Annotated in this window: 26 protein-coding genes; 19 read left to right on the top strand and 7 right to left on the bottom strand. The window is 67.7% G+C overall.

Going from position 1 to position 25,260, the window contains the following annotated elements; genetic code table 11:
• Positions 1 to 30: 30 nt before the first annotated feature.
• Genes P2T65_RS12910 through P2T65_RS12895 form a run of 4 tightly spaced genes read right to left on the bottom strand, consistent with a single transcriptional unit; the run spans position 31 to position 4,141 of the window.
• Entirely contained in the window at positions 31 to 1,008 is a 978-nt protein-coding gene (locus tag P2T65_RS12910; RefSeq protein WP_055459670.1) for a TAXI family TRAP transporter solute-binding subunit, read from the bottom strand.
• A gap of 25 nt (positions 1,009 to 1,033) precedes the next feature.
• Entirely contained in the window at positions 1,034 to 1,906 is an 873-nt protein-coding gene (locus P2T65_RS12905; RefSeq protein ID WP_055459671.1) for a 3-keto-5-aminohexanoate cleavage protein, read from the bottom strand.
• Positions 1,903 to 3,237 (bottom strand): aspartate aminotransferase family protein, encoded by a 1,335-nt coding sequence (locus P2T65_RS12900; protein ID WP_276199914.1) that lies wholly within the window; start codon positions 3,235 to 3,237, stop codon positions 1,903 to 1,905. The genes P2T65_RS12905 and P2T65_RS12900 overlap by 4 nt, the downstream gene beginning before the upstream one ends.
• Before the next feature lie 7 nt (positions 3,238 to 3,244).
• Entirely contained in the window at positions 3,245 to 4,141 is an 897-nt protein-coding gene (locus tag P2T65_RS12895; protein WP_055459673.1) for a MurR/RpiR family transcriptional regulator, read from the bottom strand.
• A 181-nt stretch (positions 4,142 to 4,322) separates the two neighbouring features.
• On the opposite strand from P2T65_RS12895, the gene P2T65_RS12890 reads away from it, so the two are divergent.
• From P2T65_RS12890 to P2T65_RS12850, 9 genes are all read left to right on the top strand, one after another.
• Positions 4,323 to 5,207, top strand: a complete 885-nt coding sequence (locus P2T65_RS12890; RefSeq protein ID WP_063188312.1) for a MurR/RpiR family transcriptional regulator — start codon at positions 4,323 to 4,325, stop codon at positions 5,205 to 5,207.
• A 464-nt stretch (positions 5,208 to 5,671) separates the two neighbouring features.
• The gene (locus P2T65_RS12885; protein ID WP_063188311.1) at positions 5,672 to 6,820 is read left to right on the top strand and encodes an enolase C-terminal domain-like protein; all 1,149 of its coding nucleotides are present in this window, start codon (positions 5,672 to 5,674) and stop codon (positions 6,818 to 6,820) included.
• Positions 6,821 to 6,829: 9 nt separating this feature from the next.
• Positions 6,830 to 7,591 carry a creatininase family protein gene (locus tag P2T65_RS12880; RefSeq protein WP_071923222.1) on the top strand — a complete coding sequence of 254 codons (762 nt, stop codon included), beginning with the start codon at positions 6,830 to 6,832 and terminating at the stop codon, positions 7,589 to 7,591.
• A 43-nt stretch (positions 7,592 to 7,634) separates the two neighbouring features.
• Positions 7,635 to 9,170 (top strand): ABC transporter substrate-binding protein, encoded by a 1,536-nt coding sequence (locus P2T65_RS12875; RefSeq protein ID WP_276199913.1) that lies wholly within the window; start codon positions 7,635 to 7,637, stop codon positions 9,168 to 9,170.
• Between the two features lie 294 nt (positions 9,171 to 9,464).
• Positions 9,465 to 10,406: an ABC transporter permease gene (locus P2T65_RS12870; RefSeq protein WP_071923220.1), complete on the top strand. Its 942-nt coding sequence runs from the start codon at positions 9,465 to 9,467 to the stop codon at positions 10,404 to 10,406.
• The gene (locus tag P2T65_RS12865; RefSeq protein ID WP_276199912.1) at positions 10,406 to 11,263 is read left to right on the top strand and encodes an ABC transporter permease; all 858 of its coding nucleotides are present in this window, start codon (positions 10,406 to 10,408) and stop codon (positions 11,261 to 11,263) included. The genes P2T65_RS12870 and P2T65_RS12865 overlap by 1 nt, the downstream gene beginning before the upstream one ends.
• Positions 11,264 to 11,266: 3 nt before the next feature.
• Complete coding sequence (locus P2T65_RS12860; RefSeq protein ID WP_276199911.1) at positions 11,267 to 12,316, top strand: ABC transporter ATP-binding protein; 1,050 nt, start codon at positions 11,267 to 11,269, stop codon at positions 12,314 to 12,316.
• 5 nt (positions 12,317 to 12,321) lie between these two features.
• Positions 12,322 to 13,329: an oligopeptide/dipeptide ABC transporter ATP-binding protein gene (locus P2T65_RS12855; protein ID WP_276199910.1), complete on the top strand. Its 1,008-nt coding sequence runs from the start codon at positions 12,322 to 12,324 to the stop codon at positions 13,327 to 13,329.
• Positions 13,326 to 13,784, top strand: a complete 459-nt coding sequence (locus P2T65_RS12850; RefSeq protein ID WP_063188300.1) for a RidA family protein — start codon at positions 13,326 to 13,328, stop codon at positions 13,782 to 13,784. The genes P2T65_RS12855 and P2T65_RS12850 overlap by 4 nt, the downstream gene beginning before the upstream one ends.
• A 227-nt stretch (positions 13,785 to 14,011) precedes the next feature.
• On the opposite strand, the gene topA is transcribed toward P2T65_RS12850, so the two are convergent.
• Positions 14,012 to 16,663 carry a type I DNA topoisomerase gene (gene topA, locus P2T65_RS12845; RefSeq protein ID WP_276199909.1) on the bottom strand — a complete coding sequence of 884 codons (2,652 nt, stop codon included), beginning with the start codon at positions 16,661 to 16,663 and terminating at the stop codon, positions 14,012 to 14,014.
• A 304-nt stretch (positions 16,664 to 16,967) separates the two neighbouring features.
• Here topA and rplS point away from each other — a divergent pair, with 304 nt between their 5' ends.
• From rplS to leuB, 10 genes are all read left to right on the top strand, one after another.
• The gene (gene rplS / locus P2T65_RS12840) at positions 16,968 to 17,354 is read left to right on the top strand and encodes a 50S ribosomal protein L19 (protein WP_055459900.1); all 387 of its coding nucleotides are present in this window, start codon (positions 16,968 to 16,970) and stop codon (positions 17,352 to 17,354) included.
• 217 nt (positions 17,355 to 17,571) lie between these two features.
• Positions 17,572 to 17,709 carry a hypothetical protein gene (locus P2T65_RS12835; protein WP_157672649.1) on the top strand — a complete coding sequence of 46 codons (138 nt, stop codon included), beginning with the start codon at positions 17,572 to 17,574 and terminating at the stop codon, positions 17,707 to 17,709.
• Positions 17,710 to 17,880: 171 nt separating this feature from the next.
• Positions 17,881 to 19,284, top strand: coding sequence for a 3-isopropylmalate dehydratase large subunit (gene leuC, locus P2T65_RS12830; protein WP_055459683.1), 1,404 nt, complete (start codon positions 17,881 to 17,883; stop codon positions 19,282 to 19,284).
• Between the two features lie 139 nt (positions 19,285 to 19,423).
• Positions 19,424 to 19,678 carry a hypothetical protein gene (locus P2T65_RS12825; protein ID WP_276199908.1) on the top strand — a complete coding sequence of 85 codons (255 nt, stop codon included), beginning with the start codon at positions 19,424 to 19,426 and terminating at the stop codon, positions 19,676 to 19,678.
• Positions 19,679 to 19,696: 18 nt separating this feature from the next.
• Complete coding sequence (locus tag P2T65_RS12820; RefSeq protein ID WP_055459685.1) at positions 19,697 to 20,122, top strand: metallopeptidase family protein; 426 nt, start codon at positions 19,697 to 19,699, stop codon at positions 20,120 to 20,122.
• 103 nt (positions 20,123 to 20,225) lie between these two features.
• Positions 20,226 to 20,831, top strand: coding sequence for a 3-isopropylmalate dehydratase small subunit (gene leuD, locus P2T65_RS12815; protein ID WP_055459686.1), 606 nt, complete (start codon positions 20,226 to 20,228; stop codon positions 20,829 to 20,831).
• Between the two features lie 128 nt (positions 20,832 to 20,959).
• The gene (locus tag P2T65_RS12810; protein ID WP_055459687.1) at positions 20,960 to 21,586 is read left to right on the top strand and encodes a LysE family translocator; all 627 of its coding nucleotides are present in this window, start codon (positions 20,960 to 20,962) and stop codon (positions 21,584 to 21,586) included.
• Between the two features lie 25 nt (positions 21,587 to 21,611).
• Positions 21,612 to 22,001, top strand: coding sequence for a RidA family protein (locus tag P2T65_RS12805; protein WP_055459688.1), 390 nt, complete (start codon positions 21,612 to 21,614; stop codon positions 21,999 to 22,001).
• A gap of 21 nt (positions 22,002 to 22,022) precedes the next feature.
• Complete coding sequence (locus P2T65_RS12800; protein ID WP_055459689.1) at positions 22,023 to 22,418, top strand: VOC family protein; 396 nt, start codon at positions 22,023 to 22,025, stop codon at positions 22,416 to 22,418.
• A 105-nt stretch (positions 22,419 to 22,523) separates the two neighbouring features.
• The gene (gene leuB, locus P2T65_RS12795) at positions 22,524 to 23,636 is read left to right on the top strand and encodes a 3-isopropylmalate dehydrogenase (protein WP_063188289.1); all 1,113 of its coding nucleotides are present in this window, start codon (positions 22,524 to 22,526) and stop codon (positions 23,634 to 23,636) included.
• A gap of 183 nt (positions 23,637 to 23,819) precedes the next feature.
• Here the strand turns inward: leuB and P2T65_RS12790 are convergent, their stop codons facing one another.
• Together P2T65_RS12790 and P2T65_RS12785 are read right to left on the bottom strand one after the other, a co-directional pair.
• Entirely contained in the window at positions 23,820 to 24,119 is a 300-nt protein-coding gene (locus P2T65_RS12790; protein WP_276199907.1) for a hypothetical protein, read from the bottom strand.
• Positions 24,120 to 24,246: 127 nt separating this feature from the next.
• Entirely contained in the window at positions 24,247 to 25,218 is a 972-nt protein-coding gene (locus P2T65_RS12785; RefSeq protein ID WP_276199906.1) for a hypothetical protein, read from the bottom strand.
• Positions 25,219 to 25,260: the final 42 nt, after the last annotated feature.

Raw genomic sequence — 25,260 nt, 5'->3', positions numbered from 1 at the left:
GGCGGCACGCGCGTGCCGCCCGTCTTCATCTTACATCAGGCCGGCTTCCTTGAAGTACTTCTCCGCGCCTGGGTGCAGCGGCGCCGACAGGCTCTGCTTGACCATTTCCTCCTTGGTCAAGGTGCCGAACGCAGGATGCAGGCCCTTGAACTGGTCGAAGTTCTCGAAAACCGCCTTGGTGAACTCGTAGACAACGTCTTCGGGCACCTTGGCCGAGGTCACCACCGTGGCACCGACGCCGAAGGTCGTCGTGTCCTCGGCTGAACCCGGATACATGCCGCCGGGAATGGTAGCCATGCGGTAGTAGGGGTTATCGGCGACGAGCTTCTCCACCTCGGCACCGTCGACGTTGACGAGCACGCTCTCGCAAGACGAAGTCGCCTCCTGGATCGAACCGTTAGGATGGCCGACGGTGTAAACGATGGCGTCCACCTTGTTGTCGCACAGCGCCTGGGCCTGCTCCGCCGGCTTCAACTCAGAGGCGAGCGAGAAGTCGGACGTCTTCCAGCCCTTGGCCTCGAGCAGCACCTCGGTCGTCGCCCGCTGACCCGAGCCCGGGTTGCCGATATTGACGCGCTTGCCCTTGAGGTCGTCGAAGGTCTTGGCATTCGCGTCCTTGCGCGCCAGCACCGTATAGGGCTCGGCGTGCAGCGAGAACACGGCACGCAGGTCCTTGTCGGCGCCCTGGTCGGCGAAGTTGGCCTTCCCGTTATAGGCATTGAACTGCACGTCGGACTGCACGACGCCGAACTCGAGCTCGCCCGAGCGGATGGCGTTGACGTTGAACACGGAGCCGCCGGTTGATTCGACCGAGCAGCGGATGCCGTGTTCCTTGCGCTTCTGGTTCATGAGCCGGCAGATGGCGCCGCCGGCCGGATAATAGACGCCCGTGACGCCGCCCGTGCCGATGGAAATGAACTTCTGATCCTGGGCAGCGGCGCCACCGGCGGCGGCAAGGCCGATGGCCCCCGCCGCAGCGGCCGTTGCGAAAATGGACAGGATACGCATGTCTGGACCTCCCTCTATGGTCAGATCATCCGGGAACCCTTGACGAGGCCCCGCTCATCGCCCCGGCCGGTACTGGCGGCAGGGGCGTGTGCCAAAGGCGGCGCAGGTCGTCCGCGCTGGCGAGCGGACGGGCGCTGCCGGCAGCGGCCGCGACGGCCGCCGCGACAGTTGCGCCGTTATGGGGCGCGACGCGCCCCTCCGGCAATATCAGATTGTTCTCGAAGCCGATGCGCATATGCCCGCCGTGGGCAACCGCGGCAGCGGCGCAAGCCGCCTCACGCCGCCCGAAGGCGCAGACCATGAACGGATGGCGCGCAAGGCCTGCCGTGAGGAAGGCGTCAAGATCGCCCGGCGCTGCCTCCCGTCCGGCGTAGCTGCCGAGCACGGCGAGCACGTTTGGCCGCGGCGTGTCCGGGATGATCCCGCGCGCCATGACGTCGTCGAGCCGGGCGAGCTCCTCTGCACTGTAGACGATGATCTGCGTCAGGACGGGCCGGATGGCGAGCCGGGCGAAGAAGCGGCCAGCCGCAGTCTCCGCAGCAACATCGGGCATGATCTCGCGCAGCGCAATCGAGACGCTCTCGGGCACCAGGTCGTCGACGAGCGCCATCTGCGCCGCCGGGGCATAGCGCCCGACGGCCTCGGTGGTGATCTGCACCACCATGGCCTCGCCCACCGCGGCGCGCACGGCGCGCGTCGCCTCGCGGTACAGATCCGCATCGAGGACGTGGCGCCCCTCGCCGTCGCGCACGTGAAGGTGGATCGCCACGGCGCCCGCCTCTCGGCAGCGGGCGGCCTCGCGGGCGAGTTCCCTGGCCGTCAGCGGCAGTGCCGGGTGATCGGCCTTGCCGCGCCGGGCGCCATTGGGCGCCACCATGACAGCGAAGGGAGCGGTCATGCACGCACCTCTGCGATGGCCCCGTCAATGGCAGCGGCCAGCTTGTCGACGATCTCCTCGACGTGGGACGCAGCGATGATGAAGGGCGGCGCCAGCAGGATGTGGTCGCCGCTGACGCCGTCGGCCGTACCGCCGGCAGGATAGCACATCAGCCCGGCCTCCATGGCCTTGGCCTTGACCCGCGTATTGAGCCTGTCCTGCGCGGCAAAGGGCTGCTTCGTCTCACGATCGGCGACCAGCTCGACGCCGATGAAGAGCCCGCGGCCGCGGATGTCGCCGACATGGGCGTGCTGGGCGAATCGCTGTCCCAGCGCCTCGGCCAGTCGAATGCCCTGCTTGCGGCAGTTGTCCAGCAATCCTTCGGCCTCGATCGCCCGTTGCACGGCGAGCGCCCCTGCACAGGCGCTCGCGTGGCCGATATAGGTGAACCCGTGCTGGAAGCCCTCGGGAGATAAGGCAATCGTATCGTAGATCGTGCTCGACATCAGGCATGCGCCGATGGGTTGATAGCCGGCGCCGAGGCCCTTGGCGCAGGTGACGATGTCGGGCGTGACGCCGTCCTGCTCGCAGGCGAAGAGCGTGCCGGTACGGCCCATGCCGCTCATCACCTCGTCGAGGATCAGCAGGATGCCGTAACGGTCGCAGATCTCGCGGATGCGGCGGAAATACCCGGGCGCCGCCGGCACGGCGCCCAGCGTCGCGCCCACCACCGTCTCGGCGACGAAGGCCATGACCGTACCGGGACCGAGGCGTAGGACCTCGGCCTCCAGCGCCGCCGCGGCGCGCTCGCCATAGGCCCCCTCGCTCTCGTCGTCGCGGCGATGGCGATAGGCGTAGCAGGGCTCGATGTGGGAGACCTCGATGAGCAGCGGCTCGTAGACGGCGCGACGGCCGGCATTGCCGCCGACGGCGAGCGCCCCGAGCGTGTTGCCGTGGTAGCTCTGCTGGCGGGCGATGATGCGCGAGCGCTCGCGCTCGCCCCGGTTCCAGAAATATTGCCGCGCCAGCTTGAAAGCCGTCTCGTTGGCCTCCGAGCCGCCGGAGACGAAATAGACATGGCTGATGCCGGCCGGCGCGCGCTGCGTGAGATGCTCCGCCAGGGCCTCTGCCGGCTCGTTGGTGAAGAAGGAGGTGTGCGCATAGGGCAAGGCGTCGAGCTGTGCCTTGATGGCCTCGATGACGCTGCGGTGCGAATGGCCAAGGCAGGAGACGGCCGCGCCGCCGGAGGCGTCGAGATAACGGCGCCCGACCGAATCGATGACATAAGGCCCCTCGCCGGCGACGGCGACGGGCAGCGGGATCCGGGTCTGGCGGTGCAGGATGCGGGTCATGATGCGTTCAACTCGTTGCGGAAGGCTGGCTCAGGTCGTCGGCGTCGCTCCAGTACGCGCCGGCCGACTGCAGGTGTTGCTCGCGGCCGGCGACGGCGGCGAGCGCCTCAGGTCCGAGGCGGGCCATGACGAGAGACACGAGGGTCTCGACGACGGCCATTGTGCCGACCTGCGACTGCAGCAGCGAAACGCCGCCGTCCCCCACGAGAACCACATGGCCGGCGGCGCGGCCGAGCGGCGAGAGCGCGCTGTCGGTGATGGCGATGACCGTCAGCCCCTGCCGGCTCGCCTGCCGGGCCACGAGTACGGTCTCCCGCGTCAGCGGCGCGACGCCGATGGCGACGAGCACGTCGCGCTCGTCGCAATGGTCGAGCGCATCGACGCCGAGCCCGCCGACGCCAGCGAGCGGCAGCACCCCTTCACGGAACAGCGCAAGCGAATAGGACAGGGCGAAGGCTGGCGGAAAACTGCTGCGCAGGCCGACGACAGCGATGCGCCGGGCCGCCGCGAGGCTTTCTGCCGCCGTAACGAGAATCGCCGCCTGCGGCGGGGCGAGCGCCGCATCGACCGTGACATGCGCCGCGGCCTGCGTCGCAGCAACCAGCATCGCCGCATCTGAGCCGGCCCGCGCCATGATGGACTGCGCCCGCGCGGCGAAGGGCCCGACGGGACGCGCCTTCCACTGCGCGCGCAGGACGTCGCGGAAATCCTCGTAACGCTCGTAACCGAGCATGCGCACGAGCCGCAGGAGCGAGGCGGGCGAGACGCCGGCGGCGGCCGCGAGCTGACGCATGGACATAAGGGCGCCGTCGTCGGGGTGGCGCGTCAGGTGCTGGGCCGCCTTGCGCAGTTGCGGCGGCAAATCGTCGAACAGCCGAGCCAGTTGCCGGTCGATCGTGTCCACGGACGCCCCGATGCAGCCGATGAAGCAAACGTTTCATTATGCTCGCACCATAAAACATCTGCGTCAATAAGAGTCATCGCTATCGGCGGCGGCGGACCCGGAATTGTCGCGCGCCCCCGTTTGGCGCTACCGTTCGTCGCGGCCACCGGGCCGCCACGCGCCGCGGAGAGCTAAAGACAGCATGCGCAATCCCACCAGCCTGATCGACCGCATGCGCCTCGAACTGCCGGAGATGAATCGGGCCGACCGGGCAGTGGCGGACGTCATCCTCCATGACATCGACGCCGCGACGCGCCTCAGCACCAGGGAGCTCGCCGGCAAGGCCGAGGTCAGCGAGCCGACCGTCATCCGCTTTGCGCGGCGGATGGGCTGCGAGGGCTTCACGGATTTCAAGATCCGCCTGGCGCAGGACTACGCCATCGGCCGCATGTATCTGGTTGCCGAACGGTCAGTGCCGGCGGAGACCGGGCGTGAGGTCGCCGAGCATGTCTACGAGGCGACGGCACAGGCGCTCGCCAGTGCCTTCTCGCAACGCGATCCGGCGGCATTGGAGGCGGCGGCGGAGATACTGGACAAGGCGCGCCGCATCTTTTGCTTCGGCGTCGGCGGCAGCTCGGCCAACGTCGCGCAGGAAGCGGAGAACAGGCTTTTCCGCCTCGATCTCGCCGCCTCTGCCACGGCCGATCCCTACAAGCAGCGCATCATTGCGGCGACGGCGGGACCGGGCGATGCCCTGCTCATCTTCTCCGTCACCGGCAAGCCGCGCTCGCTCGTAGACGCGGCGGAGATCGCCCGCGGCCTCGGCGCCGCCGTGGTCTCGGTGACCGCGCCCGGAACCCCGCTCGCCGGCCATTCGACATTGGTTGTCCCCCTCGTCGCCTTCGACGAGGAAAAGTTCTTCTACATGCCGAATCGCGGCCGCTACGGCCAGCTGTTCGTGCTCGACTGCCTGGCGACACTGATCGGCGCGCGGCGCATGAAGAGCGTCGCCAAGAAGCTCTGGCGCGCCCGCATGACCCTTGTCGACCTGCACGGCTCGACCGAGAGCCAGCCCGTTGGCGACTGAGCGCTGCAAGGCGCCTCCCGCCTTGACGGCCCACAAACGGCCGGCAGCTCTGGCCTCCGGCGCCGTCATGCCGGCGCGTGTCGCGGGCATCCACGCCTTGAAAATGAGAACAACGTCAAAGGCGTGGATGGCCGGGACGAGCCCGGCCATGACGAGGCCCATGCGCGCTCCACAGCGCGCCAGCCGCGGGCACGTAGCCGGAACCCTCAATAGGTAGTTAAATTACATTCTCTCCCCCCACGTCCGAAACCCCGGAAATTGCCAGCAACTCGGCCGCAAAATTCTGGGAACGGCAAAATTTTCTTATTTCATCGATAATTACGTCCGAGTTCCCTACCCGTCGGGATGCGCCCACCCACCCCAATTGAGCCAGTCAAGATCCCTCAGCCGCCCTCCCGATTGACAGGTCGGTAATAAAACTACATCATACGCTCATTCCAATTCCAGACTGGCGAATGCGAAGCATGCAGCGCTCCGACAAGACCATCGTTTCCTTCCGTTTCGACGAAGTCGTCGTCCCGGCCCATCCGGGCGTGATCAATTCGGAGAGCCTTGCAAAGCCGCTCCACATGCTGCCGGTCGGCGGCAAGGCGGCATGGAGCACCCAGTTCGACGAGCTGCCGAAGCTCATCGTGCGCATGACGCTTGCCGACGGCACGGTCGGCCTCGGGGAATTCTACCGCGACCATGAGTGGCCGCGCATCGAGGCGATCTGCGCCAACCTGCTCGGCACCTCGATCCTCGACCTCCCCCTGCAGGATCTGCCGCTGCCGCTGTGCCGGGAATACGATGGCTTCGAATGCGCGCTCTGGGACGCCTATGCGAAGTCGCTCGGCGTGCCGATGCATGCGCTGCTCGGCGGGGCCATCCGTGACCGCGTCGCCGTCAGCGCCTGGTCGAGCCACCGCACGCAGGAGGAGGTCGGTCCCTGGGTGCGCCGCTACTGGGAACAAGGCTACAAGGTCATCAAGTTCAAGTGCGACCTCGAGGACGACGTCGCCGGCTGGTGCGCGCGTATCAAGGAGCACGCGCCGGGGATGAAGGTGCTCTTCGACCCCAACCAGCGCTGGGAGAATGCCGGCAACGCGCGGCGCATCATCCGCGAGCTCGAGGCCGTCGGCAACGTGCTGCTGCTCGAGGACCCGCTGCCGCGCTGGATGCTGCTCGACTTCGCAGAGCTGCGACGCTTCTCCTCGATCCCGATCGTGCTGCACGTCTCGCTGCCCTACGTCTACCAGGGCCAGCGGCCGCACGACGCCATCAATGCCATCGCTCACAATGCCGTCGACGGCTTCAACTTCAACGGCGGCCTCGCCAAGTTCCAGGCGCTCGACCATATCGCCGCGACGGCCGGCCTCTATTGCTGGCACGGCTCGGAGGTGGACCTCGGCATCCTCGAGGCCATGTACGTGCACCAGTCGGCGGCGGCGAAGAGCTGCGTGTGGCCGGGCGACATCTTCGGCCGGATGATCCGCACGCACGACCTGCTCGAGAAGCCGCTCGCCTTCGAGCCGCCGTTCGTGCGCATCCCCAGCGACGGCCCGGGTCTCGGCGTGAAGCTCGACGAGGCGGCGCTCGCACGGTTCCGCACCGCCGAACGCACCATCTCCTGAGGGCGGCCGATGCGCTGGGAAAAGTTCACGACGAACGAGATCGCCGGCCTCGACCGGTCGACCCCGGTTGTCCTCAACATCGCCGCCATCGAGCAGCACGGCCCGCACCTGCCGCTCGATACGGATGCCGCGATCGGCGCCCATTTCCTCACCCGGCTCGACGAAACGCTGGGTGAGAAGGTGCTGATCCTGCCGCAGGTCAAGGTGTGCTGCTCCGAGCACCACATGGATTTCGCCGGCACGCTCAGCATCCGTCACGAGACCTTCCTTGCCTATGTCGGCGACATCCTCGAGAGCGTCGTGCGGCACGGCTTTCGCAATCTCGTGCTGTTGAACAGCCACGGCGGCAACCAGGCTATCGGCCAGGTGCTGCTGGAGAGCTTCGGCGCCCGCCACCGCGACTGCCGTATCGCCATGCTGACCTGGTGGCGGCTCGCCGCGCCCGAACTCGAAACGATCCGCGAGAGCGATTTCGCAGGCATCAACCACGCCTGCGAGTTCGAGACCTCGCTGATGCTCCATGCGGTGCCCGACAGCGTGCGGAGCGCGCTCGTCAGCGGCATGAGCTATGCGCCGACGCACGACTGGGCCCAGGCCGACATGATCCGCGGCAGCCGCGGGGCCATGTTCCGCTCCATGCACGAGATGTCGCATGGCACCGGCGTCGTGGGCGATCCGTCGAAGGCGACCGCAGAGAAAGGCGAGAGGATCACCGCGGCTGTGGTGAACCAACTCGTCCGCGTCGTTTCGACCCTCCAAGAAGCGCGCTGACGGCGCGCGTCTTTCACCGGCAACCAACAGAGGGGTGCGCCACATGTTCAGAAAATTGGTCCTGGCGGGGCTCGCGGCCACGAGCCTCTCCTTCGCTGCCACGCCACCGACCCTCGCGCAGGAGCGCGGCGGCGTCATCAATGTGGCCATGATCGGCGAACTCGCCTCGCTCGATCCGACCGTCGCGACGGGCGACCTTCTCGGCACCGTCACGCAGCACTTCTTCGAGACGCTGTTCACCTTTGACAAAGAGTGGAATGTCACGCCGCTCCTGGCGGAGAAACTGCCGGAGGTGTCGGCCGACGGCCGCGTCTACACCATCACCCTGCGCAAGGGCGTGACGTTTCACGACGGCAGCGCGATGACGGCAAAGGACGTCGTCGCCTCCCTGCACCGCTGGCTGGAGCTCGCCGCGCGCGGCAAGCTGGTGCAGCCGAACCTCGCCGGGCTCGAGGCGGTCGACGACCATACCGTCCGCCTCAGCCTGAAGGAGCCGTTCGCGCCGCTCGCCGCGCTGCTCGCCTTCAACAATTCCGCGGCCATCATCCTGCCGGCCGGCAAGATGGACAACCCGCTCAAGGAATACGTCGGCACCGGCCCCTACATGCTCAAGGAGCGCAAGGCCGACCAGTACATCCAGCTCGTGCGCTTCGACGGCTATCAGGCGCGCGAGGGCGACCCGAACGGCTTCGGCGGGGCGCGCAAGCAGTACCTCGACGAGATCCGCTTCGTGCCGGTGCCGGATGCGAACACACGCGTCGAGGGGGCCATCGCCGGCCAGTACGACTATGCCGACCTCCTGCCCGTCGAGGCCTACGACCGGCTCAACGGCCAGGACAAGACCGAGCCGCTCCTGCTGAAGTCGTTCGGCTGGCCCATGTTCATCATGAACAACAAGCAGGGCATGATGACGAAGCTGGAAATGCGCAAGGCCGTGCAGGCCGCGCTCAACGCGGACGACATGCTCGCCGCCGCCTTCGGCAAGCCGGAGTTCTATACCGTCGACGGCGCGCTCTACCCGGAAGGCTATTTGTGGCGCACGGATGCCGGCACCGAGGCCTACAATCTGGGCGACCCGGAGAAGGCCAAGGAACTCGCCAAGACGGCCGGCTACGACGGCAAGCAGCCGATCCGCATCCTGACCAGCCGCCAATATGAGTTCCACTACAAGATGGCGCAGGTCGCGGCGGAATATCTGAAGGCGGCTGGTCTCGCCGTCGAGTTGCAGGTGGTCGACTGGGCGACGCTGGTGCAACGCCGCGCCGATCCCGCCCTGTGGGACATCTTCATCACCCACAGTCCTTTCCTGCCCGATCCGGCGCTGATCGCGCCGCTGCCGGCGACCTATCCGGGCTGGTGGGACAATCCCGAGAAGGAAAAGCTGCTTGTCGCCCTCAACGCCGAGCTCGACCAGAACAAGCGCGTCGCGCTCTTCACTGACCTACAGAAGCTGCTCTACGATCAGGCTCCTCTCTATAAGGTCGGCGATTTCAGTGCCCTCTCGGCCAAGTCGCCGAAGCTCAAGGGCTACGAAGCCTCGCCCTGGCCGTACTTCTGGAACGCCTATCTGGAGAAGTGAGCCTGAGCCGGCACAGGCCGGCGGTGCACGCCCCTCCTGCCTGTTCCACGAATTGGCGCGGAGGGGCGGGGGGAAGGGAGGAAGGCGGAGCAGCGTGCCGGCGCTGGCCGGACATGTCAGCCTTCCAGCATCGATCGGAACGGTCCGGCGGGCGCCGCCGACCCTAGCCCCGCCCTGCCGCAAGCTAGGGGAGGGGAACCCGGCGCGCCCGACTGGTTCCGCCCACTGCCAGAACGCCATAGTCTTTTGTCCCGGGATTGTGATGCCGCTCATCTCCCGGCAGCGAGTGGAGCGATGACCCGCTACATCCTGCAGCGCCTTCTCGGCATGCTCGCCGTGATGTTCACGGTGGTGACGATCGTCTTCATCATCGTGCGCATCGCCCCGGGCGACCCGGCTGCCGTCATGCTGGGGCCGGACGCGACGCCGGCCGACATCGCCGCGCTGCGCGCCCGCCTCGGGCTCGATCAGCCGCTCGTGGTGCAGTATCTCTTCTTCCTCGGCCAGCTCATCAAGGGCGACCTCGGCCAGTCGATCTTCCTCGACATGCCGGTGACGCGGGCGCTCGCCGAACGGGCCGAGCCCACCTTCTTCCTGACGCTGTTCTCCATTCTCATCGCCAGCGCCATCGCGCTGCCGGTCGGCATCCTCTCCGCCTACAAGCGCGGCACGCTGTTCGACCAGGCGGTGACAACCTTCGCCATGTTCGCGGCGAGCATCCCGAGCTTCTGGCTCGGCCTCGTGCTCATCCAGATCTTCGCGGTCAGGCTCGGCTGGTTTCCGGTCGCGGGCTACGGCGGGCCGGATGCGTCCTTACTCACGCGCCTGTCGCATCTCGTGTTGCCGGCGGTGGCCCTCGGCATTGTGTCCTCGGCGCTGATCACACGCTTCACCCGCGCGTCGATGCTCGACGTGCTCAACGACGACTACGTGCGCACCGCCCGCTCCAAGGGTATGGGCGAGTTCCGCGTCGTCATGAGGCACGCCTTCAAGAACGCACTCATCCCCGTGCTCACGGTCATCGGCCTCACGGCTGCCCTCCTCGTCTCGGGAGCCGTGGTGACGGAGACGGTGTTCAGCCTGCCGGGCGTCGGCAACCTCGTCGTGTCGGCGGTGCTCCGGCGCGACTATCCCGTCATCCAGGGCGCGCTGCTCGTGATCGCGGCGATCTACGTGCTGATCAATTTCGGCATCGACATGCTCTACATCCTCATCGATCCGCGGGTGCGCTACTGATGGCCGCTGTCAGCATCACCCCCGCGTCGCGCCTCACGACGCTCATGCTGCAGCGCAAAACGCTGGCGATCGGCCTTGCCGTGATCCTCGCCATCGCGCTCTTTGCCTTGCTCGCGCCGCTGATTGCGCCCTATGCGCCGAACAAGTTGTCGATCGTCAACCGCCTCAAGCCGCCGAGCGGCACCTATTTCTTCGGCACCGACGAATTCGGCCGCGACATCTTCAGCCGCACGATCTACGCCGGCCGCCTGTCGCTGACGGTGGGCGCGGCCGCGACGGTGTTCGCATGCGTCATCGGTATCACGCTCGGCCTCGCTGCCGGCTTCTTCCGCCGCGCCGACACGGTGATCGCGCGCATCATCGATGCGATGATGGCCTTCCCGGACATCCTGCTCGCCATCGCGCTCGTCGCCGCGCTCGGGCCGTCGCTCACCACCGTCATCGTGGCGCTCGGCATCGTCTATGCGCCGCGCCTCGCCCGCATCGTGCGCGCCTCGACGCTGGTGATCCGGGAGCTGCCTTACGTGGAGGCGGCGCGGGCGCTCGGCGTGCCGACCTGGCGCATCATGACGCGCCACGTGCTGCGCAACCTCGTCTCGCCCATCCTCGTGCAGGCGACCTTCATCTTCGCCTATGCCATGCTGGCGGAGGCGAGCCTGTCCTTCCTCGGCGTCGGCGTCAGCCCCGAGATCCCGACCTGGGGCACGATGATCGCCTCCGGCCGGCAATATGTCGGTCAGGCCGACTGGATGACGATCTTCCCCGGCGTCGCGATCATCCTGTCCGTCCTGTCGCTGCAGCTCGTCGGCGACGGCCTGCGCGACCTCCTCGACCCGCGCCTTCGAAAGGACCTCTGAGCGATGGCCGCCGTCCTTTCCGCCCCCTCCCCGCTCACCGCGACGCTACCCGAGGACGTCGTCCTCAGGGCCGAGGACCTGCACACCCACTTCATCGTCGGCGAGCGCGCGGCGACGTCCGTCGACGGCGTGACGCTGACGGTGCGCCGGGGCGAAACGCTCGCCGTCGTCGGCGAATCTGGCTCGGGCAAGTCGGTGACGAGCCTGTCGATCATGCGCCTCCTCGCCCATCCCGGCCGCATCGTCGCAGGGAAAATCCTCTACCGGATGCGCGACGGCACGGTCGTCGATCTCGCGACCTTGCCGGAAAAGCGCATGCGCGCCATCCGCGGCAAGGAGATCGCCATGATCTTCCAGGAGCCGATGACGAGCCTCAACCCGCTCTACACCGTCGGCGACCAGATCATGGAAATGATCCGCCTGCACGAGCCGCTTTCCCGGCACGAGGCGCGCCGGCGGGCGCGGCAGATGCTCGAGCTTGTCGAGATCCCGGCGGCCGAGAAGCGGCTCGACCAATATCCGCACGAGATGTCGGGGGGCATGCGCCAGCGCGTGATGATCGCGCTCGCGCTCTCGTGCAACCCGGCCCTCCTCATTGCCGACGAGCCAACGACGGCGCTCGACGTCACCATCCAGGCCCAGATCCTCGACCTGATGCGCCGCCTGCAGCGCGACATCGGCATGAGCATCCTGTTCATCACCCACAATCTCGGCGTCGTCGCCGAGATCGCCCACGAGGTGGCGGTGATGTATGCCGGCCGCGTCGTCGAGCAGGCCCCGGTCGAGGCGCTCTTCGCGCGGCCGCGCCACCCCTATACCAAGGGCCTCCTCGCCTGCATCCCCAACCCGGAGCGCGACCGGGCGGCGGACGGGGCGCGGCTGATGTTGAACCCCATCCCCGGCAACGTCCCGAGCGTTCTCAACCTGCCGCCGGGCTGCACCTATGCGCCGCGCTGCCCGCTCGTCGAGCCGCACTGCGAGGGCGAGGCGCCGGGCCTCGTGCCGGCCGGCCCCGGCCACCTCTCCCGCTGCTTCAGGCACGAGTTGCTGTGACCGTCATGAGCCAGTCCCCATCCCCCGCAGGCGGCGATGTCCTGCTGTCCGTCCGCAATCTCTCCAAGCGCTTCCACACGGCGAGCGGTCCGGTGAAAGCGGTCGAGGACGTCTCCTTCGACGTTGGCCGTGGCCGCATCATCGGCATCGTCGGCGAATCGGGCTCGGGCAAGACCACCGCCGGGCGCTGCATCCTGCGGCTCGTCGAGCCGTCGGAGGGCGAAGCGGTCTTCGACGGGGTCGACCTGTTCAAGCTTCCGGAGCGGGCGCTGCGCGCCTATCGCCGGCGCATGCAGATCATCTTCCAGGACCCCTATTCCAGCCTCAATCCCCGCATGCGCGTGGGCGACATCATCGGCGAGGCCATCGACACGCACGGCCTCGCCAAGGGTGCGGCGCGGCAGGCGCGCATCGCGGACCTCCTGACCCGCGTCGGCCTCAGCCCGGAACATGCGCGGCGCTATCCGCACGAGTTCTCCGGCGGCCAGCGCCAGCGCATCGGCATCGCCCGCGCGCTTGCCGTCGAACCCGAGCTCATCGTCGCCGACGAGCCCGTGTCGGCGCTCGACGTCTCGGTGCAGGCGCAGGTGCTCAACCTCATCCAGGAGCTGCAGAAAGAGCTGGGCCTCACCATGCTCTTCATCTCGCACGACCTCACCGTCGTCGAATATCTGTGCGACGACATCGTGGTGCTCTACCTCGGCCGCATCATGGAGCAGGGCCCGTCGCGCGAGGTCTATGCCAATCCGCGCCATCCCTACACCAAGGCGCTTCTCTCGACCGCACCGATCCCCGATCCGACGGTCCGGCGCGAGCGCGTCATCCTTCAGGGCGACATCCCGAGTCCGCTCGACCCGCCGTCCGGCTGCGTCTTCCGCACGCGCTGCCCCTTTGCCATCGAGGCCTGCGCCAGGGCCGTGCCGCCGCACGAGAGCGTCTCGCCCGGCCATTCCGTCGCCTGCATCCGCCAGGCGGAACTCGCCACTCCTGCCACGCAGAAGGTCACCGCATGACGCCCTACCAGCGCCTCGCCGATCTCGGCCTCGCCCTGCCACCCGCACCGAAGCCTGTCGCGACCTATGTGCCCTTCGTGCAGGAGGGCAACCTCCTCTTCCTCTCCGGCCAGGGGCCGCGCGAGGCGGACGGCCGTCAGCGCACCGGCAAGGTCGGCGACGAGATCGGCGTCGCGCAGGCCTATGACGATGCGCGACTGACCGGGCTCAACCTGCTCGCCGTGATGCACGAGGCGCTCGGCGACCTTGCCCGCGTGCGGCGCGTGGTGAAGCTGCTCGGCATGGTCAATGCCGTGCCGGATTTCGGTGACCATCCGAAGGTCATCAACGGCTGCTCGGATCTCTTCGTCGCCGTCTTCGGCGAGGCCGGCCACCACGCCCGCTCGGCCGTCGGCTTCGGCTCGCTCCCGAACAACATCACGGTGGAGATCGAGGCGATCGTGGCGGTGGATTGAGCGAAGGCTCGCTGGCTCCCGCGCAACCGTCATGCCCGCGCCCGTCGCGGGCATCCACGCCTTGGAAAGCTGTGCAACGTCAAAGACGTGGATGGCCGGGACGAGCCCGGCCATGACGGCGGGAGCGGTGCGCTCCCGGTTCGGTCAGCATCAGGGGAAGAAGGCCGGCCGGCAGTGTCTATGCCGTTCGGTCGTTCATGTCCCAAGGGAGAAGAAGCTGCCGACCGCTATTCCCCCGCTGCCGCCTTCTTCGTTGGTTTGCCGGCTGCCTTTTTAGCGGGCGCCTTTTCAGCCGGCTTCTTTGCAGCAGCCTTCTTCGCAGGAGCCTTCTTGGCGGCCGGCTTCTTCGCCGATGCCTTCTTGCCGCCGCCGGAGGCGCGCTTGGCGCGGATGAGGGCGATGGCCTCCTCCAGCGTCAAGGCGTCCTTGTCCATGCTCTTGGGCAGGGTGGCGTTGGTCGTGCCGTCGGTGACGTAGGGCCCGTAGCGGCCGGCCTTGACGCTGAGCTGCTTGCCGCTCTCCGGCTCTTCGCCCAGCACCCGGCCCGGCTCGGCCGCGCCGCCGCGGCGTCCGCCGCCCTGCTCCTTCGTGATGATCAGGTCGATGGCCCGGTTGGCACCGATGTCGAGCACGTCGTCGTCCTTGCCGAGATTGGCATAAGTTCTGTCGTGCTGGACGTAAGGCCCGAAGCGGCCGATGCCGGCAAGGATCGGCTTGCCGCTCTCGGGGTGTGTCGCAACCTCGCGCGGCAGCGACAGCAGCTTCAATGCCTTCTCGAGGTCGACGAGATCCGGCGCAAGGCCCTTGGGCAGGGTCTGGCGCTTGGGCTTGTCGCCTTCCCCGAGTTGCACATAGGGGCCGAAGCGGCCGTCGCGCAGCGTGACGTCGAGCCCCGTCTCAGGGTCCTTGCCGAGGGTGCGCGGGCCGCTGTCGGCGGCGGCGCTCGCCTCACCGTCTCCGTTCGCGGCGAGCTGGCGCGTGTAGCGGCACTGCGGATAATTGGAGCAGCCGATAAAGGAGCCGAACTTGCCGAGTTTCAGCGACAATTGACCCGTGCCGCAGCTCGGGCAGGCGCGCGGGTCGCTGCCGTCCGCCTTCTTCGGGAAGATGTGCGGCCCGAGCTCCTCGTTGAGGGCGTCGAGCACCTCGCTCATGCGCAGGCTCTTCGTCTCGTCGATGGCGGCGATGAAGTCGCGCCAGAAATCGCGCAGCACCGTCTTCCAGTCGATCTCGTTGTTGGAGACGCGGTCGAGTTGCTCCTCGAGGTCGGCCGTGAAGTCGTATTCGACATAGCGACGGAAGAAGCTCTCGAGGAAGGCCGTGACGATCCGGCCCTTGTCCTCGGGCACGAGGCGCTTCTTGTCGATCTCGACATAGCCGCGCTCCTTGAGCACGGCGAGCACGGCCGCATAGGTCGAGGGCCGGCCGATGCCGAGCTCTTCCATGCGCTTGACGAGGCTCGCCTCGGTATAGCGCGGCGGCGGCTCGGTGAAATGCTGCGTCGCGCGGATCTCGCGCTTCTCGAGGGCATCGCCGGCCTTCATGGCAGGCAGGCGGCGGCTCTCTTCATCTTCCTCGTCGTCGCGGCCTTCCTGGTAGAGCTTCAGGAAGCCGTCGAAGGTCACCACCTGGCCGGTGGCGCGCAGCTCGAGAAGGCGACCGCCGGCCCTTGCCTCGATATCGACCGTGGTGCGCTCAAAAACGGCCGATTCCATCTGGCTCGCCACGGTGCGGGTCCAGATGAGCTCGTAGAGCCGCGCCTGATCGGGGTCGAGCTGGCGCGCCACCATGGCGGGGAGGCGGCCGAGATCGGTGGGGCGTACCGCCTCATGCGCCTCCTGCGCGTTCTTGGCCTTGGTCGTATACTTGCGCGGCACGCCGGGTACATAGGCGTCGCCGAATTCCTTGGCGATGACGCGGCGGGCGCCGGCAACCGCCTCCGGGGCCATGTCGACGCCGTCGGTACGCATATAGGTGATGAGACCGACCGTCTCGCCGCCGATCTCGACGCCCTCGTAAAGCCGCTGGGCGAGCTGCATGGTGCGCGCCGGGGCGAAGCCCAGCTTGCGCGAGGCCTCCTGCTGCAGGGTGGAGGTCGTGAACGGCGGTTGCGGGTGGCGCTTGGCGGGCTTGGCCTCGACGGCGGTGACACGGAAAGCCGCCGTCTCGAGCAACTTCCTGAAGGCTTCAGCCTCCTCGCCCTGGCCGATGTCGAGACGGGCGATCTTCTTGCCGTCGGCACCGACGAGGCGAGCCTCGAAGGTCGCGCCCGCGTCCGTCTTGAGGACGACGACGAGCGACCAGTATTCGCGCGGCACGAAGGTCTCGATCTCGCGCTCGCGGTCGCAGACGAGGCGCAGCGCCACCGACTGCACGCGCCCGGCGGAACGGGCGCCGGGCAGCTTGCGCCACAGCACCGGTGAGAGGTTGAAACCGACGAGATAGTCGAGCGCACGACGGGCGAGATAGGCATCGACCAGCGCCTGGTCGATCTGGCGCGGCTGGCGCATCGCCTCCAGCACCGCATCCTTTGTGATGGCGTTGAAGGTGACGCGCTCGACGGCCACGTCCTTCAGCACTTTCTTCTGGGTCAGCGCCTCGACGACGTGCCAGGAGATCGCCTCGCCCTCTCGGTCCGGGTCGGTGGCGAGAATGAGCTTGTCCGCCCCCTTCACCGCCCTCGCGATGTCGGACACGCGCTTCGACCCGCGGTCCTCCAGTTCCCAGACCATGGCGAAATCGGCCTCGGGATCGACCGAGCCGTCCTTGGCCGGCAGGTCGCGGATGTGCCCGAACGAGGCCAGCACCTCGTAGTCCTTGCCGAGGTACTTGTTGATCGTCTTAGCCTTGGCGGGGGATTCGACGACAACGACTTTCATCAAGAATTCCTCGGCGAGCCTTCAAGGAAAATGCGGGCGGCCGGCGTTACCACGGCCGGCGGGCGGACTAGTTGAGTGAAAGGGAGCGCGGAGTCAAATGGCAAGGCGATGACAGCGGCGCAAGAGGCGCGCGGCGCCAGTGGGGCTGCAGCGTCGGAACCAACGCTGTTGCGCCTTTCGCGCACGGTTCTTATCGACAAGGACGCGAGCCTCGTGTATAGGGCGCCACCAACTCAGAACAGCGTCGCCGAAACGCTCGTGTCCGCGGGGCTTTCCTTCGGGCATGCCGGCAGGAGTGATCGACATGAACATCATCGAAGAGATCAACAGGGAACAGATCGCCAAGCTCACGGAAGCCAAGTCCATCCCGGACTTCGAGCCCGGCGATACGGTGCAGGTCAACGTGCGCGTCAAGGAAGGCGAGCGCAGCCGCGTGCAGGCCTATGAGGGCGTGTGCATCGCCCGTGATGGCGGCGGCATCAACGAGAGCTTCACCGTCCGCAAGATCTCCTATGGCGAGGGCGTCGAGCGCGTGTTTCCGCTCTATTCGCCGCTGGTCGAGTCGATCAAGGTCGTGCGTCGCGGCAAGGTGCGGCGCGCCAAGCTCTATTACCTGCGCGATCGCCGCGGCAAGTCGGCCCGCATCACCGAGCGCGCAGAGCGCCGCGCCGAAAACAACGCCAGCGAGTGATCCCGCTCGATCATGGCCGGCGGCACCACCGCCGGCACCGGGACGTTCAGGAAGCGCGGCCTCTCGCCGCGCTTTTTCATTTCCATCGCCGGCTTCGGCGCGGCTCGCGCGGGAGCCATGCCAAGGCAGAGCGTGCGGGCGCGTTGTCGCTGCCGTTTTGATCTGTTAAAAACGGCGCGGAATGATGAGGCGCGGGCGCTCCATATGCCGGCCCGACGTGACGGCTTGCCGTCTGACGTCGCAGCCGCTGCCGACGACGCAGGAATTTGCGGCGCTGCACGATCACGCCCGCCTGCCGTGGCGCTTCTTCGCGCGCCTCCTGGCCTGCACGATCGCCGACCTTCGCCGCGCCTGAGCCGGTGCCCGTCAGGGCGCCCGCCAGGCACCGCGCCCCGCGAGGGGGACGGCCGCAGGAGCGGCCCGTGACGCGGGTGAACATGTCCCGGCCGGCGAAACGGAGGCGGGACATCCAAGCGACAAGAGCACCGATGGCAGCCGCCATCACAGCATGAGAAGCCGAAAGCCCATGACAGCGCGCACCCTCTACGACAAGATCTGGGACGATCACGTCGTCGACACCCAGCCCGACGGCACCTGCCTCATCTACATCGACCGCCACCTCGTGCACGAGGTCACCTCGCCGCAGGCCTTCGAGGGCCTGCGCGTCGCTGGCCGCAAGGTGCGCGCGCCGCAGAAGACACTCGCGGTCGTAGACCACAACGTGCCGACCACCGACCGCTCGCACGGCATCGAGGATCCCGAGAGCGCGCTGCAGGTGGCGACGCTCGCCGACAATGCGCGCGACTTCGGCGTCGAATATTACAACGAGCTCGACCAGCGTCAGGGCATCGTCCACGTCGTCGGCCCCGAACAGGGCTTCACCCTGCCGGGCACCACGATCGTGTGCGGCGACAGCCACACCTCGACCCACGGCGCCTTCGGCGCCCTCGCCCACGGCATCGGCACCAGCGAGGTGGAGCACGTGCTCGCCACGCAAACGCTGATCCAGAAGAAGGCGAAGAACATGCTGGTCCAGGTCGACGGCACCCTGCCCGAGGGCGTCACGGCCAAGGACATCATCCTCGCCATCATCGGCGAGATCGGTACCGCCGGCGGCACCGGCCACGTCATCGAATATGCCGGCGAGGCGATCCGCTCGCTGTCGATGGAAGGCCGCATGACCGTCTGCAACATGTCGATCGAGGGCGGCGCCCGCGCCGGCCTCGTGGCGCCGGATGAGAAGACCTACGCCTATCTTAAGGACAGGCCGAAGGCCCCGAAGGGCGCGGCCTGGGCCGAGGCCGTGCGTTTCTGGGAGACGCTGCGGACGGACGAGGGCGCCCATTTCGACGCCGTCATTCGACTCGACGCGGCGAATCTGCCGCCGATCGTCACCTGGGGCACGAGCCCGGAGGACGTCATCTCGATCAACGGCGTGGTGCCGAACCCGGATGACATCCAGGAGGAGACGAAACGCCAGTCGAAGTGGCGAGCGCTGGAATACATGGGCCTGAAGCCGGGCACGAAGATCACCGACATCGCGCTCGACCGCGTCTTCATCGGCTCCTGCACCAACGGGCGCATCGAGGATCTGCGCGAGGTGGCGCGCATCGTCGCTGGCAAGGCAGTCAACCCCAACGTCAACGCCATGATCGTGCCGGGCTCCGGCCTCGTGAAGATGCAGGCGGAGGCCGAGGGTCTCGACAAGATCTTCAAGGCGGCCGGCTTCGACTGGCGCGAGCCCGGCTGCTCCATGTGCCTGGCCATGAATGCCGACAAGCTGAAGCCCGGCGAGCGCTGCGCCTCCACCTCGAACCGCAACTTCGAGGGACGGCAGGGCTTCAAGGGCCGCACCCATCTCGTCTCCCCCGCCATGGCGGCGGCGGCGGCGATCGCGGGCCATTTCGTGGACGTGCGCAGCTTCGGCTGAGGCCGGCGCGCAGGGGGACGGCCGGGGGCAGGGTCGTCCTCTTGCGAAGGCACGAAAACGATCATGGCGACATCCCGGCCCGCGACGCTGCGGTGCAGCGACGCGGGGCGCCGGAAGCGAGGCCTGCAAGGTGGTCGCGATGACAGGCGATGACGAGAAGCGGCAGCGCGAGGCGCGTGACGCACTGGACCGGGTGGAGCGGGACAGCGAGACGCTCGCCTCATCCTCCCTCGGCCGCGCGACGCGGCGCCTCGGCGCGCATTTCTCTGGCCGCGACGCGGACCGTCCGGACGACGACCGCATCGAGGTGTGGGGCAAGCGTATCGGCCGCCTCCTCGGCCTCGTGCTCCTCGTCTATCTCGCCTATGCGCTGATACAACAGCTGGCACACTGACCCATGGAAACGGGGCCCATGAGCACGAGCCGGAACACAGACCACCTGCACGGCCTGACGGCCCCGGGCATCGATGCCTTCGAGGACCTCGCCCAGACGGCTTTCGACGCCCTGCCGGAAGATTTCCGCCGCCTGTGCGACGGCGTCCTCATCCGCGTCGAGGACTTCCCGGACGAGGAAACCATGGAGGAGATGGGCTGCGAGAGCCCGTTCGACCTCCTCGGCCTCTTTCGCGGCTACGGCCTTGCCCAGCAGGGCGCGGTGCCGATGTCGGGGCAGATGCCCAACATGGTCTTCCTCTACCGCCGGCCGATCCTCGACTACTGGGCCGAGCATGAGGAGACGCTCGGCTCCCTCGTCACGCATGTCCTCGTGCACGAAATCGGCCACCACTTCGGCCTCTCGGACGAGGACATGGAAGCGATCGAGGCCGCGGCGGGGTGACCGGCGCGGCCGCCGGCTGCGCTAGGCGCGCCAGGCCGGCTTTGGTATGACACTGGGCAAACAAGGTCGCCGCGGCGGCCGCAGACGGACAGAAGAGCGAAAGATGGAGAAGTTCACCACCCTGACGGGCGTCGCGGCGCCGCTCGAGATCGTCAATGTCGACACCGACATGATCATCCCGAAGCAGTATCTGAAGACCATCAAGCGCACAGGCCTCGGCAAGGGTCTGTTCGCGGAGATGCGCTATAAGGAGGACGGCTCGGAGAATCCCGACTTCGTGCTCAACAAGCCTGCCTACCGCAAGGCGCAGATCCTTGTCGCGGGCGACAACTTCGGCTGCGGTTCCTCGCGCGAGCATGCGCCGTGGGCACTGCTCGACTTCGGCATCCGCTGCGTGATCTCCACCTCGTTCGCCGACATCTTTTACAACAACTGCTTCAAGAACGGCATCCTGCCCATTACGGTGTCACCGGAAGACCTCGACAAGCTGATGGACGACGCCCGCCGCGGCGCCAACGCGACGCTGACCATCGACCTCGAGGCGCAGGAGATCCGCGGACCGGACGGGGGCAAGGTCAGTTTCGAGATCGACGCCTTCCGCAAGCACTGCCTGCTCAACGGGCTCGACGACATCGGGCTCACCATGGAGAAGGCCCCGAGCATCGAGGCCTACGAGAAGAAGACTGCGACCGTGCATCCCTGGCTCTGAGAGGGGCGCGAGGGGCGGCGACGTGAGAGGCGGCGGCTCCCTCTTTCAGCAAGCGCGAAGAGAATTTGCCACGAGCCCGGCCTGTCCGGGTTCTCAACCTGTCTCGACGAACAGCGGAGACGGACGGCATGAACCTCGACACCTACCTCGTCTTCCTGCCGGCCTGCTTTGCCATCAACATGGCCTTCGGACCGAACAACCTGCTCTCGCTGACCAACGGCGCACGCGAAGGGGTCTGGCGCGCCACCGCCGCGGCCGGCGGGCGGCTCGTCGCCTTCGCCATCATGATCGTCATCGCCGCGCTCGGCCTCGGCGCGGTGCTGGCGACGTCGGAGATGCTGTTCAGCGTCGTCAAATGGGCGGGCGCAGCCTATCTCGTCTATCTGGGCTTCCGCCTGTTGCGCGCCGGCGCTCCCGAGCTCACGACGCTCGAGACGAGCGCGCGCACGCCGCTCGGCCGGCTGGCGCTGCAGGAATTCTGGGTGGCCGCCGGCAACCCGAAAGCGATCCTCGTCTTCACCGCCTTCTTCCCGCAGTTCCTCGACAGTGGCAATCATGCGCTGAGTTTCCTTGTCATGGGCGCGACCTTCATCGCGCTTGAGGTCGTCGCCATCGCCGCCTATGCCGCCTTCGGCGGGCGCCTGCGCTCCCTGACGCGTGGGCGACGGGCGCTGAAGCTCTTCAACCGCGTCAGCGGCAGTCTGATGATCGGCTTCGGCATCATGCTGGCGCTGACCCGCCGCCCCACCGCCTGACCCCCGATACGAGAGGACCATCCGCATGACGCGGCGGCTGATCTCCACCGGCTCTCCCTTCGAAAGAGCCTACGGCTATTCGCGTGCCGTGATCGACGAGCCCTTCGCCTTCGTCGCCGGCACGACCGGCTACGACTACGCGACGATGGCGATGCCGGAGGATGCGGCCGCGCAGGCGCGCAACTGCTGGGCGACCATCGCACGCACGCTGGAGGAGGCCGGCCTCTCCCTCGCCGACATCGTGCGCGCCACCTATTACGTCACCGATGTCGCCCATGCCGAGCCGCTGCTCACGGTCTGTGGTGAAGTGCTGGCCGACGTGCGCCCGGCCGCGACGCTCCTCGTCGTCGCTGGCCTGCTGAAGCCCGAAATGAAGGTCGAGATCGAGGTAACGGCACTGAAGCGCCGCACCTGACGACGAAACGGAGCCCCACCCGTGGCCAAAGCCATCCACACCATGATCCGCGTGCTCGACGAGGCGCGCTCTGTCGCCTTCTACGAGACGGCCTTCGGCCTCAAGATCGCCGACCGCTTCGTCTTCGACGGCTTCACGCTCGTCTACCTGCGCAATGCCGAGGCCGATTTCGAAGTCGAGCTCACCGTCAACCACGGCCGCAGCGAGCCCTATGCGCTCGGGGACGGCTACGGCCACCTCGCCGTCGCGGTCGAGGATCTCGACGCCGAGCATGCCCGCTTCACCGACGCCGGCCTCACGCCCCAGCCGGTCAAGGAGTTTTTCCGCGACGGGGCGCTGATGGCGCGCTTCTTCTTCGTCACCGATCCGGACGGCTACAAGATCGAGGTGCTCGAGCGCCACGGCCGCTATCGCTGAGCGGGCCGGCCGGCGCGAGCCATGCGCCGGAACGCCTTGCCAAACCCGCACCCGCGCAGCAAAAGGCTGCGCGACCCATCTCATTCCGCGCAACACGAGGGCATCATGGCGTCCTACAATCTCCTTCTCCTCCCCGGCGACGGCATCGGCCCCGAGGTCATGGCCGAGGTCGAGAAACTCGTCGGCTGGTTCACGAAGACCGGCATCGCCCGCTTCGAGACGGAGAAGGACCTCGTCGGCGGCTGCGCCTATGATGCGCATGGCGTCGCCATCACCGACGCCGCCATGGACCGCGCGCAGGCGGCGGACGCCGTGCTCTTCGGCGCCGTCGGCGGGCCGAAGTGGGACAAGGTGGCCTACGAGCACCGCCCCGAGGCGGGCCTCCTGCGCCTGCGCAAGGAGCTCGGCCTGTTCGCCAACCTGCGCCCGGCCATCTGCTATCCGGCCCTGGCCGATGCCTCGTCGTTGAAGCGCGAGCTGGTCGAGGGGCTCGACATCGTCATCGTGCGCGAGCTCACCGGCGGCGTCTATTTCGGCGAGCCGAAGGAGATCGTGACGCTGGAGAGCGGCGAGAAGCGCGCCGTCGACACGCAGCTCTACACGACCCATGAGATCGAGCGCATCGCCCGCGTCGCCTTCGAGCTCGCCAAGGTGCGCCGCAACAAGGTCTCCTCGGCCGAGAAGCGCAACGTCATGCGCACCGGCGTGCTGTGGAACGAGGTCGTCACCCGCGTCCACAAGAACGAGTATCCGGGCGTGGAGCTGGAGCACGTGCTCGCCGACAACTGCGGCATGCAGCTGGTGCGCAACCCGAAGCAGTACGACGTCATCGTCACCGACAACCTGTTCGGCGACATCCTGTCCGATGTGGCGGCCATGCTGACCGGCTCGCTCGGCATGCTGCCGTCGGCCTCGCTCGGCGCCGAGGATCCCGCGACCGGCAAGCGCAAGGCCCTCTACGAGCCCGTGCACGGCTCGGCCCCCGACATCGCCGGCAAGGGCCTTGCCAACCCGATCGCCATGATCGGCTCCTTCGCCATGGCGCTGCGTTATTCCTTCAGCCTCGTGAAAGAAGCCGACATGCTGGAGAAGGCCGTCGCCAACGTCCTCGACGGCGGCCTGCGCACCAAGGACATCGCCGGGCCTGGCGTCAATGCCGCGGGCACCGGCGAGGTGGGCGACGCTATCGTTAGGGAAATGGAAAAGCTCGCCGGCTGAGGCCGGACGCAGCCTGCAACGACGAAGCCCGGCCGTCCGGCCGGGCTTTTTCGTTGTCTCTATCTTAGCGGCAAGGAACTTGCGTGCGCCATGGCCCGGCTTGTCCCGGCCGTCCACGCCGTCGATCTTGCTTGAGCTTTCAAGGCGTGGATGCCCACGACAAGCGCGGGCATGACGCCCCCCTCAGCGCGACGCCTGGAAGTCAATCGCGCCGAAGGGATTGCGACCGCCGCCGATGCGCGGGGGCAGCACGGTGGAGCCGAATTTCTCCTGCACGTTGGCATAGACGGGCGAGGCATGGCTTTGGCCCGAGAGCACGTAGTTTGACATGGACCCGACCGGCACGACCTTGCCGGGATCGAGATAGCTGCGCGGCGTCACCGTGATGGTGCGCACGCGGCTCTGGGCGTATGCCTCACCGGCGACGGCAAGACAGGAGGCCGCCATGGCAGCGGCCGACAGGATGATGGCGAGATGACGCATGGTGCTGAACCTTCGCTTGCCATATCGGCGCGGCCATTAGTCACAGAATAGCATAACGGCCCGTGAAGGGCGCCGCCGCCGACCATCACACGCCCGTCCCGGCGCTCAACTTGCGGTGACGGGCGGCTCACGTGCGCCCGAAGGAGGCCGGCCGGACCGGCGGCAAGGGCACGTCGGCCGAGGTCGCGAGCAGTTCCGCGATACCATCGGCCGCCAGCGCCTCCTCCGCCACGCGCGGCGCAGCGCCGCAGGTGGCGGCCGGCCTTGCCGCATGGAACAGAGCCTTCAGGCCTCCGTCATCAAGCGAGGCGGCCGGCTCGAGGCCGTCGATGACGCAGCGCAAGGCGGCGTCGGCGCGCGGCCTGTCATCGGCGCCGCAGACCCAGCCGCTGAGGCGGAGGGCTGGTGCAGCATGCAGCAGGCGAAAGGCGGAGCAACTGCGCACGACGCCATGGCCGACCAGCTGCGCTTCCGCAACCTCCATGGTGCCCAGCTTCGTCGTGACACCACGCGGCACCGACGTGCGGGAGACGGCGAGTCCCGCCTCCGAAGCGGCCCGCACCATGTCGACGAAGAAACTGGACGGAGTGCCCGCCTCCCCGCCCGGCCGATAGACCGACAGGCGCAGATGCGGGCCCGGCGTCGCGAAACGCCCGATGCCGATAATATCCTCCTGCCCGCCGAGGCCGTGATGCTGGGCCTCGTAGCTGCGTTCCCTGTCGCCGAAGCCGGGGCCGATGCCCGAGGCCGCGAGCGAGAACACGGGCACGGGCGCGCTCGCGCGGATCCAGATGGGGCGCGCCACGGCGGCGTCGAGGCCGGGCGTCGCCGGCACCGCTGCATCCTCCGCGAGCCTGACGTCCGCCTGTGCGTCACCGACTCCGGCGCCGTCAGGCCCCTTCGCGGCCTGAAGGACATAGGCGCCGCCGGCAAGGGCGACGACGAACAGCCCGGACAGGAGCGTGCGCTTCAGGCGCGCCGCGGCACTGCGCCGCGGCCGCCGGCGCACCGGCCGGTCCAATTCCTCGTAGAGCCTGTCGCCTGGCGACAGGTGCGGCATGGACGGCCCCGCCGCACGGCCTTGGTGATATCGCGTCATGGACACGCTCCCTGCCCTTCTGTTGCCGAAGGTTTTCCGGTG

Origin of the sequence: Chelatococcus sp. XZ-Ab1, from assembly GCF_029309855.1 — a bacterium.
GTDB classification, from domain to species: Bacteria; Pseudomonadota; Alphaproteobacteria; order Rhizobiales; family Beijerinckiaceae; genus Chelatococcus_A; species Chelatococcus_A sambhunathii.
Note: the sequence above shows the minus strand (reverse complement) of the source record. Positions and strands in the feature narration are given on the sequence as shown.

What these genes read in the sequence shown, in the direction of transcription:
- P2T65_RS12910 (WP_055459670.1), bottom strand. Translation starts at nt 1,008, where the DNA reads ATGCGTATCCTGTCCATTTTCGCAACGGCCGCTGCGGCGGGGGCCATC.
- P2T65_RS12905 (WP_055459671.1), bottom strand. Translation starts at nt 1,906, where the DNA reads ATGACCGCTCCCTTCGCTGTCATGGTGGCGCCCAATGGCGCCCGGCGC.
- P2T65_RS12900 (WP_276199914.1), bottom strand. Translation starts at nt 3,237, where the DNA reads ATGACCCGCATCCTGCACCGCCAGACCCGGATCCCGCTGCCCGTCGCC.
- P2T65_RS12890 (WP_063188312.1), top strand. Translation starts at nt 4,323, where the DNA reads ATGCGCAATCCCACCAGCCTGATCGACCGCATGCGCCTCGAACTGCCG.
- P2T65_RS12885 (WP_063188311.1), top strand. Translation starts at nt 5,672, where the DNA reads ATGCAGCGCTCCGACAAGACCATCGTTTCCTTCCGTTTCGACGAAGTC.
- P2T65_RS12880 (WP_071923222.1), top strand. Translation starts at nt 6,830, where the DNA reads ATGCGCTGGGAAAAGTTCACGACGAACGAGATCGCCGGCCTCGACCGG.
- P2T65_RS12875 (WP_276199913.1), top strand. Translation starts at nt 7,635, where the DNA reads ATGTTCAGAAAATTGGTCCTGGCGGGGCTCGCGGCCACGAGCCTCTCC.
- P2T65_RS12870 (WP_071923220.1), top strand. Translation starts at nt 9,465, where the DNA reads ATGACCCGCTACATCCTGCAGCGCCTTCTCGGCATGCTCGCCGTGATG.
- P2T65_RS12865 (WP_276199912.1), top strand. Translation starts at nt 10,406, where the DNA reads ATGGCCGCTGTCAGCATCACCCCCGCGTCGCGCCTCACGACGCTCATG.
- P2T65_RS12860 (WP_276199911.1), top strand. Translation starts at nt 11,267, where the DNA reads ATGGCCGCCGTCCTTTCCGCCCCCTCCCCGCTCACCGCGACGCTACCC.
- P2T65_RS12855 (WP_276199910.1), top strand. Translation starts at nt 12,322, where the DNA reads ATGAGCCAGTCCCCATCCCCCGCAGGCGGCGATGTCCTGCTGTCCGTC.
- P2T65_RS12850 (WP_063188300.1), top strand. Translation starts at nt 13,326, where the DNA reads ATGACGCCCTACCAGCGCCTCGCCGATCTCGGCCTCGCCCTGCCACCC.
- topA (WP_276199909.1), bottom strand. Translation starts at nt 16,663, where the DNA reads ATGAAAGTCGTTGTCGTCGAATCCCCCGCCAAGGCTAAGACGATCAAC.
- rplS (WP_055459900.1), top strand. Translation starts at nt 16,968, where the DNA reads ATGAACATCATCGAAGAGATCAACAGGGAACAGATCGCCAAGCTCACG.
- leuC (WP_055459683.1), top strand. Translation starts at nt 17,881, where the DNA reads ATGACAGCGCGCACCCTCTACGACAAGATCTGGGACGATCACGTCGTC.
- P2T65_RS12825 (WP_276199908.1), top strand. Translation starts at nt 19,424, where the DNA reads ATGACAGGCGATGACGAGAAGCGGCAGCGCGAGGCGCGTGACGCACTG.
- P2T65_RS12820 (WP_055459685.1), top strand. Translation starts at nt 19,697, where the DNA reads ATGAGCACGAGCCGGAACACAGACCACCTGCACGGCCTGACGGCCCCG.
- leuD (WP_055459686.1), top strand. Translation starts at nt 20,226, where the DNA reads ATGGAGAAGTTCACCACCCTGACGGGCGTCGCGGCGCCGCTCGAGATC.
- P2T65_RS12810 (WP_055459687.1), top strand. Translation starts at nt 20,960, where the DNA reads ATGAACCTCGACACCTACCTCGTCTTCCTGCCGGCCTGCTTTGCCATC.
- P2T65_RS12805 (WP_055459688.1), top strand. Translation starts at nt 21,612, where the DNA reads ATGACGCGGCGGCTGATCTCCACCGGCTCTCCCTTCGAAAGAGCCTAC.
- leuB (WP_063188289.1), top strand. Translation starts at nt 22,524, where the DNA reads ATGGCGTCCTACAATCTCCTTCTCCTCCCCGGCGACGGCATCGGCCCC.
- P2T65_RS12790 (WP_276199907.1), bottom strand. Translation starts at nt 24,119, where the DNA reads ATGCGTCATCTCGCCATCATCCTGTCGGCCGCTGCCATGGCGGCCTCC.
- P2T65_RS12785 (WP_276199906.1), bottom strand. Translation starts at nt 25,218, where the DNA reads ATGACGCGATATCACCAAGGCCGTGCGGCGGGGCCGTCCATGCCGCAC.